Below are 12,555 nucleotides of genomic sequence, written 5' to 3' on the forward strand. Positions count from 1 at the left end.
GCACGCGCCATGATCCAGCCTGAAGATACGAAAATAATTCCGTTACCGCTCGCGCCTGTAACGGAAAATCGCGGTCGCGGTCGTCCGCGAAAGGAAGGTGGAGCGTTGACGAATGCGCAACGTCAGGCGGCATACCGCGCACGGCGCAAGGCATCAGGCAATCCCGTTACGGTAACGAAAAATATTCCGGCTGCTGCCGATGGTTATGACGAGCTGGTCATGGAAAACGAGCGGCTTCGCGAAGAATTGGCGCAGCTTCGTCGCGATTTAGAGGCGTCGAAGCGCAAGGCTAGCGGCGAGCAACGATCGCGCACGTCAGTCGTGCATGAGGTCGATTGGGTTCGACGCGTGGTGCGGCTGCCGCTTTGCGGGAGTGAGGATTACGATCGCCGCCGATTCAGTTTTACGTTCGACGAACGGGCATATTTCGCGCTTGATCGGCTGGCGGTTGATGCGGGGATATCAAAGGCTGATGTGGTTGAGCGTTTGGCGTTTTGGGCTGACGAGTTGATGCTGGGATCGTTCCGCGACGACGTTGCGGCGTTTAACCGTTACCTCGATCGCGGACGTAACGAAAAATCAGGCGTCTAGCGTCAGGAGTGTCCGGCCGTGGTCGAAGCGACGTAGGGCGACGGCGGTAATGCGGAGTCCGGGCGGTCGTCGCGCGGCTTAGCGCGGCTCGCCGGACCGAGTAGCGGGTACTCGCGAGGTCGGTGAGCGGAGGCGTTGCGGCAGCAAACCATCCTTCTGCAAGACGCTGCCACGCGGGGCGCTTCCGGCGCGATAGGCGCGGGCGTAGGCGGTTCCGTGAGGAGGGTTGGGGTTCAGCAGCGCGCGGCTCGCCCAGCGCAGCAGAGCGCGCCGGGCGGGCCGCGCGCAGCGCGGCCCCTAAACTTGTATCAGGGACACTTAACGGATACGACACGCTGACGAGCGCATCGAGCAAGGACAGAAAGACGGTCCAGAAAAAGGAAAGCCCCGGTCGCGGGAACGATCGGGGCTTTGTGAAGCAGTGCACTACAAGGACGAGTTGCAATGCACGACGCAAGTATAGGCGATTACTCGCCGTTTCGTAGGGAGTGGGTTGTCCGTGGTCGGAATTTCGGCGACGGGCAGGTCGAGGTGACGGCGACACGTTTCGATCGGTACATGGGCGCTCAATCGATGTGGGCCGTGCCCAAGGCGAAGCGTGGCGAGTCGGAGAACAGCGAAGCGAACCTGATGGACGCGGCGAAGCGTGCGAAGCAGCAGGTGCGGTTGCGTTGCAAGGCGATTGGAGCGGATCGAATGATCACGTTGACGTATCGGGAGAACATGCTCGACAAAGCGCGCCTCAAGCGCGATTTCGACAAGCTGCGGCGGCGTCTCGGCGCGCTGGGAAGCTTCCAGTATGTCGCCGTCGCGGAGCGGCAGAAGCGCGGCGCGTGGCATTTACATGTGGCGGTGAAGGGCCGGCAGAACTATCGCGTTCTGCGCTCGATCTGGCAAAGCATCGTCGGCATCGGAAACGGGCAGATCAACGTGCGCAACCCGTTCAAGGAAAAGGGCCTGAGGCACAAGCTCGCGTCGTATCTCGCGAAGTACATCGCGAAGGATTTTGCCCAGCACGCGCTCAACGAAAAGCGCTACTGGACGAGCCGCGGCATTGTCGTGCCGGAGGTTATGCCGATCGGTCACATTCTCTCGAACGACCCTGCGGAGGCGCTGAAAACTGCGTTCGAAGCCGCGTTGCGCGCCGGCGCGACGTTGGATCGCTGCCAAGCATTCTGGCGGCAGGAACTCGGGGTGTTCTGGTTATCGACGCGCGAAAACTAGGCGCAAAAGACATCAAATCTAGGCTGATTCGGACATCGTACTAAAGAGCTGAACAGTTCAACCGATATTCGCTGGATCAATGACGCAGAGGCGTTTGGAATGGTCTTTGAGGATGTAATCGGAATCTACATGTTGGAGAAGAAGCACCGTAGCAAGGAGCGGGATCAATACTCCTTGAAGCGGTTACAACCGCACTTCAGCGGTCGCGATCTGCGGAAATTGAAGCGGGGCGACGTTCGACGGTACGTGTCTGCTCGGCTCGCGGATGGCGTCTGTGAGTCAACGGTGAAGCGTGAGCTCAGGCTGTTGTCCGCGGCTATCAACTTTGTGCGGACCGAGCACGACTATCCAGAACTGGCGAACCCGGTGCAGAGCCTCGGCCTTGATGGTGGTGAGTCGCGCGTTCGCTGGATATCTCGAAGCGAGGCGGTGGAGCTGATTCTCGCGGCCGGGGCGGCGGCACGGCAACCGCATCTTCGGAACTTCGTGCGGCTCGCCTTGAGCACGGGGTGCAGGAAAAACGAGCTGCTCGCGCTCGAGTGGCACCGCGTCGATTTCGAGCGTTCGCATTTTCGACTCGAGTGCGAGCACACGAAGAACGGTAAGCGTCGGTTGGTGCCGCTGAACAGTGGCGCGTTGTCGGCGCTGAGGGATCAGCGTGATTGGGTGGCGCGACATTGCGCCGGGTCTGAGTGGGTGTTTGCCTCTAGCTCAGGAAGGCGAGTCAGCAACCTACAAAAAGGGTTCGTCGCGGCGTGTGCTCGCGCCGGCATCGAGGATTTCCGCATCCATGATCTGCGACACACGTTCGCCTCGTGGCTCGTCATGGAGGGGGTGTCGTTGTACGTCGTCAAGGATCTGTTGGGGCACTCCTCCATAACGGTGACGGAGCGCTACGCGCATTTGTCGCCCGATCACGGGCGCGTGGCGGTGCAGAAGCTCTCGCCGCTATGAGGCAGTGGGTAAATTGCAAAAATATAGCAAATTTGCTAACATGACGCAAAATTGGACTATTGTCTACTATAACGAGCGCGTCAAGCGCGACGTTTTCGCACTGCCTGCGGGGATCTTGGCGGATTATCTGCGGCTCCTAGATTTGATGCAGGAGTTTGGTGCTGATCTGCGCATGCCGCATTCGCGGGCAATGGGGGGCGGATTGTTTGAGTTGCGCCCAAAAGGCAGGGAAGGCATCGGGCGCGTGTTTTACTGCACCCATGTTGGACAGCGGGTCGTGGTCCTGCATTCGTTTGTGAAGAAAACGCAGGAGACGCCTCAGAATGAGCTGCGAACCGCTCGGGTGCGTTTAAGTGAGGTGCGTAATGGCTAAGGTAGTCGTGAAGCGTGCTAGTGCTGAAGGCTTCAACCCGATCCAGCACACGGTAGATGATACGGAGCATCTGCTGGCAAAGCCGGGAGTCAGAGTGGCGTATGATGCTCTGGAAGATGAGTACATGGCTCTGCGGGCCATTTTGGCTATTCGGCATGAGGCCGGATTGACGCAAGCTCAAGTGGCAGAGCGCATGGGAACTACGGCGTCAGCGGTTTCGCGACTTGAGGCATCTCTGTCTAGTGAAAAGCACTCACCCTCCTTTGCGACGCTGCGCAAGTATGCTGCTGCGTGTGGCAAGAGATTGGTGATTTCGTTTGCTTAATGGTTCCCAAAGCGCGTGAGGATTCATGCAATGGGAGACGAAAATGGCAGGCGGTATTCAAAAGCTTCTGTTCATTGATACTAACATTTGGTTGGATTTCTATCGCGCGAGAAACGAAGCCTATCTTGGGCTGTTGCCGCGCCTCGAAACGCTAAGTAATAGAATTATCGTCACTCATCAACTGGAGTCGGAATATAAGCGGAATCGGCAAAATGTTATTTTGGAGAGTGTGTCTGAGCTTAAGAATAAAATGCCTGATAAGGTGCCGAGTATTGGGGTGTTGGCTACCACAAAGGAATTTGAAATGCTTAATCGTGATATTGATAGCGCGAGAAAACGCATCAAGAATTTACAGGGCAAGTTGATTTCGATACTCGAGCGGCCCGCGGAAAAAGACCAAATCTACCAGGTAGTGCATCGAATCTTTCACCGTGATCATCCTCTCGTGCTCACACGAGAAGACAGGCACAACGACGCGCGCAAGGACATTCGCGACCGTGCATATAGAAGATTTATGCATGGATGCCCGCCGCGAAAGAGAAACGACACGTCGTATGGAGATGCAATTAATTGGGAGTGGATGATCGATTGTTCGATTCAGGCGAACGCAGAATTGGTGATTGTGTCGCGTGACGGCGATTACGGATCAACATATGACTCAAAGTCGTATATTAATGATCATCTGAGGCAAGAGTTCTCGAACCGAGTAAGTCAAAGGCGTGAGCTGTTGTTGTATACGAAGGTATCTGACGCGCTCAAGCATTTTCATGTCACGGTGACACATGCTCAGGAGAGAGCGGAGGCGGATTTGGTTGAACAAATGGCCCTTGGAGACAAGTTACTGAATGAGTTGCTGGGCCAGTCGCAGCCGGTGCAAGACATCGCTAGCATAGGTGACAATACGATGGAGAGTGATCTGGAATAGAGCCTTTGAAATGGCATGTCGGACAGTTGTATCGCAATATGGCGAACAGAAGAGGTGAGCGTTGCAAACCGTTGCATGATTGTTTTTGCTAGCGCGGTGACAATTCGGCGGGCTTTCTGGGCGCCTCTCGTTGCACTCCATGTTTGCGCGGAAAATACATGAAACCCTGTCAAAACTGGCAGGATGGTTTCACTTTTCTGCCTCGTGCTACATTCCCCGCGAGATTTTCTCGTTGGGGTTCAAGATGGGGTTTGCGTTCATCCACGAGGGCGATACGACGACGCACGGAGGGCGAGTGATCGCCTGTATGTCGACATTTATTGCTTATGGAAAAGCAATCGCCTTACTTGGCGACATGGTGTCTCCATTCTTCAACGTGGAACCGTGAACGGCGACGCTCCGGTTTTCAACTCGAAGACGAGCAGCAACGCGTGGCTTCGGCGTCTCGATGTTTCCAGCGACGAACTGTTGGCCGCGAAAGCGGCGGTCCTCGATACGCCGAGACTCTCTGATTCTTTGTCGTAACCCGCGCGAGCCCTGCGTGGCATGCATTTACTTGATCCACTGTGGGTTCGCGATTATCATTTCACCGTGTCTAAAACAGCAGACACCCGGATTGGCGTCCGGAAATGCACAAGGCGGGCGACCGCCGAAAGGCGGTATTTTTTCGCCTGCACGTCATGTGCCGCTTATGGTCGGGCCTTGACGGGGGAGCCCTCGGGCTCGCCGGTTCCTTGTGCTCCGGTACGCCAACCTTGTCTTGTGCCCGGCCACCCCATTTGGCGTTGGGGGCCGGGTTACCTTACCCGCACAAGGAGCCCGCAACATGCAAGAAGTTGTCGCTCGTCCTGAGCTTTCGCAATCCCCTCTTGAGATTATCCGCGCGGCGATACGTGCCGCCGCAGTTGCGCCATCGGATCGAGCAGCCCTCGATGCGTGCGGCGACGCGCTGCGCCTTTTGGCAGCCATTGCCACAAGGAGCGGGGGAGCTGATGCATAAGCCCTTCTCTAGTCCGCTCGACGCCGCAATGATAAACGTGGAGCGCCTTAGCGCGCTGGCGGGCCTGCTGGCGATTGAAGATGTTGTTTCCGCGTTTGCCAACTTATCGCCACTCGCGCAGGTGGCGTTATTTGGCACATTCGAGTCTGGGTTGGTTGAAGTCCGTACGGCCTTGTTGCAAATGGCGAAAAATGGGGATGGCAGAAGTATTTCGGCTCCGTTTTAATCTTCAGACGCATGCGCTTGAGCGAGATAGCGCTGCGGGGGCGTGCTCGCAAGCGATTTGCGATCCGAAGGCGGGCACACCGCGTAGTCGGCCACGGCTATGCCTTGCAACTGAAAGCTGTAAGTGTTAGCATTTCGCCATCGAGCCCTTGGCAGTAAGCCGTCGCACCTCATCCAGCGACGCGCCGAACCCTAGGGCTTTTTGCTTTTTGAATTCAAAAAATCATAAGGGGCATGCATGCCTACAGCGGTTTTGATCGACGGGGCCTTTTTTATTAAGCGCTTTCGCGCTATCGAACCCCAAAACGCGTACGATGCGGAGAGGGCGGCGGAGTGTGCACACCGATGGGCCTGCGCACATCTGTCCCCTAAAATATCCCGCCGCAACGGTGGTAATCAGGATCAGCAGGGTGGCCGGCATCCGGAGCGACGCGAGCTGTACCGAATTTTCTTCTACGACTGTCCGCCACTTATCAAGAAGATGCACAACCCGATCGACCGTCGGGCGATTGATTTTGGTAAAACGCCGGAGGCGTCCTTTCGGTTGGAGCTGCATGCTCGTTTGCGCGAGATGCGGAAAGTTGCACTCCGCTTGGGGCATCTGTCGATGGATGCTCGCTGGACGATCAAACCGGACAAGATCGCCGATTTGCTGAAAGGCAAGATGCAGTCGGCGGAAATCACGCCTGATGACGTTGTGGTCGACGTGCGCCAGAAGGGCGTTGATATGCGAATCGGCGTCGACGTTTCTTCGTTGGCGTTTAAGAAGCAGGTTGATCAGATTGTGCTTGTGGCCGGAGACGCGGACTTCGTGCCAGCCGCAAAGCAAGCGAGGCGCGAGGGTATCGACTTCATCCTCGATCCGATGTGGCAGCGCATCTCTCCGAACCTACAAGAGCACATCGACGGTTTGCGTTCCACCTGCCCGCAGGTGCAGCGGCTAGCGAGAGGCGAGAACGTGCAGCCCGCCAACGCAAACAAAGATGTGACTGATGCGTAGCCAGCACGTTTGTGCGTGACTGGCTGGTCGGAGCGGCAGGAGGCGTTATGTTTAGTCATCGCGCCGGATAGTTATTATGCGGCGACCAAATACTAGATGTTTGGTAGAATCACCACTAGATGACTGGCAACCGGGAGGCCCCGCCATGGCACACGCACTCGATATGATTGATCAGCACACCCTCGAACAGCTCGTGCAGGCGAACAGCGTGCGCGGCGCCAACGTGATCGCCCAAGCTGGCGGCTGGGGCGTCGTGATTCAGTACGGGATGACGGAGCGCGTGTTGGCGGTGCGGCGCGGTCACATCCGCATCTGGCCAAAGCTCGACACGCTGGTTGCGTTTTTGCGTCGCCTCGGGATCGCGCGTTTTCAGGTTGACGCGACCAGTTACGATGCGGCCGCCAAACCGGCGCGCGCGCGCGTCGATGCGGCCGAGCGGATGCGTCATGCGCATGAGGCTGCGGCGTACGATCGCTGGATGCGTGAGCAAGTGCAAGCGTCGCTCGATGATCCGCGTCCCGGTATTCCGCATGAACAAGTGCAACAGGAGATGGCCGTGAAGAAGGCCGCACTGCGCAAACGGCTGGCACGGGCCGGGGGTAAGGTTTGATCGTCGAATGGCGCGCGCTTGCACGGGAAGACCGCAGCAACTTGTTCGATTTCATCGCGGCTGATAATCCGGTCGCCGCGCTTGAACTGGACGACCGCATCGAGCGTTTGACCGACGCGTTGGTCGAGCATCCGGAACTTTACCGGGTGGGACGGGTGCGCGGAACGCGCGAGATGGTGCTGACGTCCAGCTACCTGTTGGTCTATCGCGTCAGAAAGAAGGCGGGGGTGGTCGAAATCGTACGCATTGTCGGTGCTCGGCAGCGTTATCCGAAAGATTAGTAGTTCTGCAAACTTGGGAAGGGTTCCCAAGGTTTGCCGCCAACTGCAACCTGAGCCGCGACTCCTTCCTGAGCCGAGTTGTTCCCCGGACATGGTTGTTCCATCCGAGCCCGCGTCAGTCGTTCAGAAACTGGTGTCGTCCTGAATCTGCTATCCTTTTCTTCACTATGGCCGGCCCCGATCTCAGTGGACTTCTAAATCCTGACCTGCTCGTCTGGGCGCGCGAACAGTCGCGCATGGGCGTGGATGCTGCTGCGCAAAAAATTGGTCAGTCAACGGAGCGTTTGACGGAATGGGAAAGCGGGGAGCGTGTTCCAACACTCTCTCAATTGAGGACGTTGGCTAACGTCTATAAGCGTTCGATAGGAGTCTTCTTTCTTAACGAACGCCCGAAGGTTCCGCATCGTCCAGTTGACTATCGTCAGCTTGAGGTTAGCGCGATCGAGTTTATGACTCCGGCGCTGGCAAATGGCATTCGTGAGGCTGAAGCGAAACGTGAGGCTGCGTTGGATATCTTGGCGCAGTTGGAGGACGAGCCACCTGCTTGGAATCTGTCAATCGCGCGTGATATGCAGCCGGAGGCGGCCGCTGCGATGTTGGTGGAGCGGCTTGGCATCACAATGGCGACACGAGCAAGATGGACGGACCACTACGAAGCATTGAACGGTTGGCGTTCGGCGATCGAGTCTCTTGGCGTAATGGTTGTTCAATTGAGCAGGGTACCGATAAGGGAGATGCGTGGGTGTTCCCTTGCAATCTTTCCTCTACCGGTCATCATCTTGAACAGCGCTGATAGTCCGTTAGGTCGCGTATTTACATTGCTCCACGAGCTTACTCACTTGGCTCGTGCTGAAAGTAGCCTTTGCGATATCGTTGAAGACGGTCAGCGCGAACCGCTGTACGAAGAAGTCGAAATTTACTGCAATCACGTTGCTGGTAACGCTCTCGTTCCTCGGACCGAGTTGTTAGCGCTTAATGACGTTCAGCAGGCTAGCCGTACAACTACATGGGGAAATGACCAGCTACGAGTAATAAGCCGTAGATTCTGGGCCAGTCGTGAGGCCATCTTGAGGCGCTTACTTGACATGGGAAAGACGTCAAGGGTGCACTACCAGGAGATGCGTGCGCGCTTCGTCGCGGAGTATGAGGCGCTACGTGAGGATAGTAGTGGACGAGTGCCACAGTATCGATTGGTGCTTCTTAGTAACGGCAGATATCTAACGCGTTTGGCAGTTAATGCCTATGCTTCAAGCACCATTACGGGGTCTGAGCTTTCTCGCATCCTGAACACCAAGCTTGACCACCTCCCAAAAATCAAGAATGCACTTCGGGGTGAGGTTATTGCGTGAGATGGTGCTTTGATACTAGTGCTCTGATCGAGCCTTGGGTACGTTTGTACCCGCCGGACTTGTTTGCGCCTATTTGGCAGAAACTAACCGAGCTTTGTGAGGCGGGGGACATCGTCGCCCCTATCGATGTTCTCCATGAGTTGGAGAAGCAAAAGGACGACCTCCATGATTGGGCGGAGAGCGAAGCCAACGAGATGTTTCTAGACCCTGATAGAAGAGATGTGGCTGCGCGAATTTGGACAGTCGGATAAGTGGAGCGACCGGGGCCTGAGCCAGCGATAATGCCGGCAAAGGAACCTGGAAGATGACGAAGAGAACCCGACGGACGCACTCAGCGGCGTTCAAAGCGAAGGTGGCACTGGCAGCGGTCAAAGGCGAGCGGACGCTGGCCGAATTGGCGCAGCAGTTCGATGTACACCCGAACCAGATCACGGAATGGAAACGGCAATTGCAGGAGCGCGCGGCGGACGTGTTCGGCGTGGGCGGTGCGCCGTCGAACGAGCCGCCGGTTGATCTGAAATCGCTGCACGCGAAGATCGGGCAACTGACGCTGGAAAATGATTTTTTAAGCGGCGCGCTCGACAAGGCGGGATTGCTGAGCGCAAAGAAATGATCGACCGTAAGCACGCTTTGCCGATTTCGCAGCAGGCCCGTCTCGTCGGCGTGGCGAGATCGAGCGTGTATTACCGACCGCAGCCGGTGAGTGAAGCGGATCAGTTGCTGATGCGACGGATCGACGAATTGCACATGGAGTTTCCCTTTGCCGGGGCGCGGATGCTGGCGCGCCTGCTGCGTCGGGAAGGCCATGAGGTTGGCCGTCGCCGAGTGCGGACGTTGATGAAGCGCATGGGCGTAGAGGCGTTGTACTGCAAGCCGAACACGAGCCGTCGCAACGCGCAGCACAAGATCTGGCCGTACCTGCTGCGCGGCATGAAGATTGACCGGGCGAATCAGGCGTGGGCACTCGACACGACCTACATTCCGATGGCACGAGGCTTCGTGTACCTGACGGCGGTGGTGGACTGGTCGAGCCGCAAGGTTCTCGCGCATCGGGTGGCGATCACGCTGGAAGCCGTACATGCTGTCGAGGCGCTGGAAGAAGCGTTCGCCCGCTACGGGCGGCCGGACATCGTGAACACCGACCAGGGCAGTCAGTTCACGGCCAACGCGTTCACCGAGGCGGTACTCAGTCGGGGCATCCGGCTGTCGATGGACGGCAAGGGAAGCTGGCGCGACAACGTATTCGTCGAACGGGTCTGGCGGAGCATCAAGTACGAAGAGGTCTACCTGAAGGCGTATGAGTCGGTCAGCCATGCCCGGCGCTCCATCGGCGAGTACATCAGCTTGTACAACCGGAAACGGCCCCATTCGAGCCTGGCGGATCAGACGCCGGATGAGGCATACTTCGCGACGCTGCCTGCGATCAAATCGGCAGCATAATTGCCTCGGACGTTCCACTTAAAAATCTCAGAAGACTGTCCGAACGAGCGAAGCCACCTCTGAAGTGTGATCGAGGTGTTCAAAAAAGTAGTCAATGACCACCCGGGGTTTATGAAAGTGAACTCCACAAAATCAGGCGCTGATCCGGCTGTCGTTGCTTTTGCGGAAGCGCATGGCCTCGTTGTTGTGACATACGAGACGATGGCAAAGAAAGATGCTGCTCCGAAAATTCCAAACGTTTGTGAGGCACGGGGGCTTGAATGTGTTCAGCTTATCGATGTACTGAGGGCAGTTGACTTTAAGCTTGGTGGATAGATGGTTTCCTTAACGGCAACAGGAAGAAGCTGAATGCTCTGAACGGTTGCTTGACTGCTTCGAGTAGCGTTACCAAGAATTGACACACTCGCTGCCCTCCGAAGGCAGGGGTTGCTGGTTCGATCCCAGCCGGGCGCGCCAAGTCTTTGTTTTCTTCGGCTTTTTCAGCCGCGTCAGCCGGTTTTGAAGTCAAGCTCACCACGGCGGTAGCGCCAAGCACCACAGTCGCCGCTACGCCCGCCGCACGCAGATTCCCCAAAGCACGAATCCATACTGACGCCCGATCGGCTTCGAGCGTCGTTTCGATCGCCGCGAGCGTCTCGAATACCGGCAGCCCCGTCAGTTATGCAAGCTGGGCGATATGCGTCGCATCGGGCTTTTACTTGCCCTTCCGCCATTCCGACAACTTCGACGGCGCGACCCCGAGCTGCTCCGCGAATGCGGACAGGCTCCCTTGAGTCCGTTGGGCGGCGTCGAGCAGTTCTGCAGTCATCGTAACATTTCCCTTGGCCGACTTAGCATTTTCCTAGATACTTCTCTCGAACTTGGGAAATTGCTAATAAATTGGCTTATTCCTAAGACTGGAGTCTAGCAGGGTATCGGTATGGGTTAAATCGGTTCCTATTTATCGCTGGCGGGGGTGCCGGAACTGCTTGGGGTTGTAGATCACCCGCTTGATCGGATCGAGTTCTCTTTGCCTATGTAATTGCGCGCGTCGGCGACTCGATCGAAAGGCGACACCGATCGCAGCGAGTGCAATGGCGATGAGGAGTCGGGCCTCGATCGTCAGTGCTGCCCAAGTCAGCGTAATGCGGCTGAGCACGTTGTAGGCGAGTTGTTCGGAGTTCATTTTGGCCCGGTGTTGTTGTAATCGTATGCGGCCATTTTTTTACCACACCGATCGCCTATTGAGCGCGGGGATATATCAATCAACCACGAGTAGCGGGGTAGAAGATGAAAGGCTTGAAATTCGACCGATTGGTAACGCTGGCATAGTCGTTGTCATTTCCCGAGTAACGTCGCTTGTACATAAAATTTACGACACACATGCCCCATTATTTCCGATGATAGAATCTTGAAGTGAAAGAGAATTGCCAGGATAGTTGCTTGTTGACAAGCCCCCAGTTGGAATTCGGGCATTAACGGGCCGTTTATGGCTTGCGCAACCCCGGTCACCGTACAACGTCGGTGCGGGTATAGGCGCGAACTCAGCGCTGCAGATAGCGTAGTAGTCGATCGCGTACGAGTTCGCGATCGGCGTCGGCGAAACCGAGCACGACGCGAACCGGATACTGCGCGAATGGCCCGCCCGGCTCGACGAACGCCTTCTGGCCCTCCTGGTGGACACGCGCGATGCGCGAGAGCCGTTCGTCGAAGCCGATCGCAAGGCCTGCCGTAAATACCGCGCCGTGCGCAGCTCCGAAATGTCGCCTCGCGCTTCACGCGGCGCATACGCCGAACGTCATGTCGAGTCCGCTCTTGACGCTCACGATCGCGAAAATTCCGCCGCAGCGCGGACACGTCACCATGTCGCCAAGCAACCCGACGCCTACACCCAACGTAGTCCTCAAGGTGAAAACCATGCATCTGACCGCCAGGAGTCTGTTGCTCGTCGCCATCCTCAGCCCGCTTTCGGCGGCCGCGTTCAACGAAGAGCAGGGGTATAACCAGTGCATTCTCAACGCGTTGCGGGGAAGCCGGAACCCGACCGCGACGGGCTTCATGCGCAATGCGTGCGATCAGCTCTACCGGAATTGGGCGATGTTGCTGCCGCGCGACCGCGCGTATCACACGTGCATCCTGGATAGCCTCGGGGGCGTGAAGGACACTTACGCCGTGCAGGAGCTCGTCGCCGCCTGTTCTCGGCAGAGCGAAGGCGCGAGGCCCACGTTCAAGTAGCGCGACAACCGCGATCTCCATCTTCCGCCGAACACGAATCGCGT

The 12,555-nt window shown here is 57.1% G+C and carries 16 protein-coding genes and 5 pseudogenes; 17 read left to right on the forward strand and 4 right to left on the reverse strand.

Annotation, left to right across the window (positions count from 1 at the left end):
* Positions 1–9 precede the first annotated feature (9 nt).
* The 16 genes and pseudogenes from AQ610_RS00870 to AQ610_RS32225 all read left to right on the forward strand — a co-directional run bounded on the left by AQ610_RS00870 (position 10) and on the right by AQ610_RS32225 (position 10,612).
* Entirely contained in the window at positions 10–591 is a 582-nt protein-coding gene (locus AQ610_RS00870; RefSeq protein WP_009913959.1) for a hypothetical protein, read from the forward strand.
* A 444-nt stretch (positions 592–1,035) separates the two neighbouring features.
* Entirely contained in the window at positions 1,036–1,815 is a 780-nt protein-coding gene (locus AQ610_RS00875) for a rolling circle replication-associated protein (RefSeq protein ID WP_043281862.1), read from the forward strand.
* Positions 1,816–1,944: 129 nt separating this feature from the next.
* Positions 1,945–2,769, forward strand: coding sequence for a tyrosine-type recombinase/integrase (locus tag AQ610_RS00880; RefSeq protein WP_248845127.1), 825 nt, complete (start codon positions 1,945–1,947; stop codon positions 2,767–2,769).
* 40 nt (positions 2,770–2,809) lie between these two features.
* Positions 2,810–3,142, forward strand: coding sequence for a type II toxin-antitoxin system RelE/ParE family toxin (locus tag AQ610_RS00885; protein WP_009913956.1), 333 nt, complete (start codon positions 2,810–2,812; stop codon positions 3,140–3,142).
* 7 nt (positions 3,143–3,149) lie between these two features.
* Complete coding sequence (locus AQ610_RS32210) at positions 3,150–3,467, forward strand: helix-turn-helix domain-containing protein (RefSeq protein WP_009913954.1); 318 nt, start codon at positions 3,150–3,152, stop codon at positions 3,465–3,467.
* Positions 3,468–3,510: 43 nt separating this feature from the next.
* Positions 3,511–4,392: a PIN domain-containing protein gene (locus AQ610_RS32215; RefSeq protein ID WP_158354520.1), complete on the forward strand. Its 882-nt coding sequence runs from the start codon at positions 3,511–3,513 to the stop codon at positions 4,390–4,392.
* A 244-nt stretch (positions 4,393–4,636) separates the two neighbouring features.
* Positions 4,637–4,756, forward strand: a pseudogene (locus AQ610_RS37145) (PAAR domain-containing protein); the annotation flags it as partial.
* Positions 4,753–4,917, forward strand: a pseudogene (locus AQ610_RS38490) (type VI immunity family protein); the annotation flags it as partial. The pseudogenes AQ610_RS37145 and AQ610_RS38490, both read left to right, overlap by 4 nt.
* A 467-nt stretch (positions 4,918–5,384) precedes the next feature.
* The gene (locus AQ610_RS00900) at positions 5,385–5,618 is read left to right on the forward strand and encodes a hypothetical protein (RefSeq protein ID WP_009913949.1); all 234 of its coding nucleotides are present in this window, start codon (positions 5,385–5,387) and stop codon (positions 5,616–5,618) included.
* A 237-nt stretch (positions 5,619–5,855) separates the two neighbouring features.
* On the forward strand, positions 5,856–6,617 hold the full coding sequence (locus tag AQ610_RS00905) for an NYN domain-containing protein (RefSeq protein WP_043281860.1): 762 nt from the start codon (positions 5,856–5,858) through the stop codon (positions 6,615–6,617).
* Between the two features lie 145 nt (positions 6,618–6,762).
* Complete coding sequence (relB, locus tag AQ610_RS00910; RefSeq protein WP_043281857.1) at positions 6,763–7,227, forward strand: type II toxin-antitoxin system RelB family antitoxin; 465 nt, start codon at positions 6,763–6,765, stop codon at positions 7,225–7,227.
* Positions 7,224–7,508 carry a type II toxin-antitoxin system RelE/ParE family toxin gene (locus tag AQ610_RS00915; protein ID WP_006023861.1) on the forward strand — a complete coding sequence of 95 codons (285 nt, stop codon included), beginning with the start codon at positions 7,224–7,226 and terminating at the stop codon, positions 7,506–7,508. The genes relB and AQ610_RS00915 overlap by 4 nt, the downstream gene beginning before the upstream one ends.
* Positions 7,509–7,603: 95 nt before the next feature.
* Entirely contained in the window at positions 7,604–8,857 is a 1,254-nt protein-coding gene (locus AQ610_RS32220) for an XRE family transcriptional regulator (protein WP_144411907.1), read from the forward strand.
* Positions 8,854–9,108 carry a DUF4411 family protein gene (locus AQ610_RS38310; protein ID WP_082262309.1) on the forward strand — a complete coding sequence of 85 codons (255 nt, stop codon included), beginning with the start codon at positions 8,854–8,856 and terminating at the stop codon, positions 9,106–9,108. The genes AQ610_RS32220 and AQ610_RS38310 overlap by 4 nt, the downstream gene beginning before the upstream one ends.
* Before the next feature lie 53 nt (positions 9,109–9,161).
* Positions 9,162–10,297, forward strand: a protein-coding gene (locus AQ610_RS00930; RefSeq protein ID WP_374189343.1) for an IS3 family transposase whose coding sequence is annotated in 2 segments (ribosomal slippage) — positions 9,162–9,426 and positions 9,426–10,297 — 1,137 coding nt in all. Because the reading frame shifts where the segments join, the coding sequence is not laid out codon by codon here.
* A gap of 75 nt (positions 10,298–10,372) precedes the next feature.
* Entirely contained in the window at positions 10,373–10,612 is a 240-nt protein-coding gene (locus tag AQ610_RS32225; protein ID WP_144411908.1) for a DUF4411 family protein, read from the forward strand.
* On the opposite strand, the pseudogene AQ610_RS37150 reads toward AQ610_RS32225, so the two are convergent.
* From AQ610_RS37150 to AQ610_RS37155, 4 genes and pseudogenes are all read right to left on the reverse strand, one after another.
* Positions 10,596–11,105, reverse strand: a pseudogene (locus AQ610_RS37150) (transcriptional regulator). The gene AQ610_RS32225 and the pseudogene AQ610_RS37150 overlap by 17 nt on opposite strands.
* Before the next feature lie 132 nt (positions 11,106–11,237).
* The gene (locus tag AQ610_RS32230) at positions 11,238–11,462 is read right to left on the reverse strand and encodes a hypothetical protein (RefSeq protein WP_009913942.1); all 225 of its coding nucleotides are present in this window, start codon (positions 11,460–11,462) and stop codon (positions 11,238–11,240) included.
* A gap of 358 nt (positions 11,463–11,820) precedes the next feature.
* A pseudogene (locus tag AQ610_RS32235) lies at positions 11,821–12,058 on the reverse strand (phage virion morphogenesis family protein); the annotation flags it as partial.
* An 8-nt stretch (positions 12,059–12,066) separates the two neighbouring features.
* Positions 12,067–12,159, reverse strand: a pseudogene (locus AQ610_RS37155) (PAAR domain-containing protein); the annotation flags it as partial.
* Positions 12,160–12,193: 34 nt separating this feature from the next.
* Here AQ610_RS37155 and AQ610_RS00940 point away from each other — a divergent pair.
* Positions 12,194–12,511: a VF_A0006 family four-cysteine protein gene (locus tag AQ610_RS00940; RefSeq protein WP_006023857.1), complete on the forward strand. Its 318-nt coding sequence runs from the start codon at positions 12,194–12,196 to the stop codon at positions 12,509–12,511.
* Positions 12,512–12,555 lie beyond the last annotated feature (44 nt).

It is taken from the genome of Burkholderia humptydooensis (genome assembly GCF_001513745.1).
GTDB classification, from domain to species: Bacteria; Pseudomonadota; Gammaproteobacteria; order Burkholderiales; family Burkholderiaceae; genus Burkholderia; species Burkholderia humptydooensis.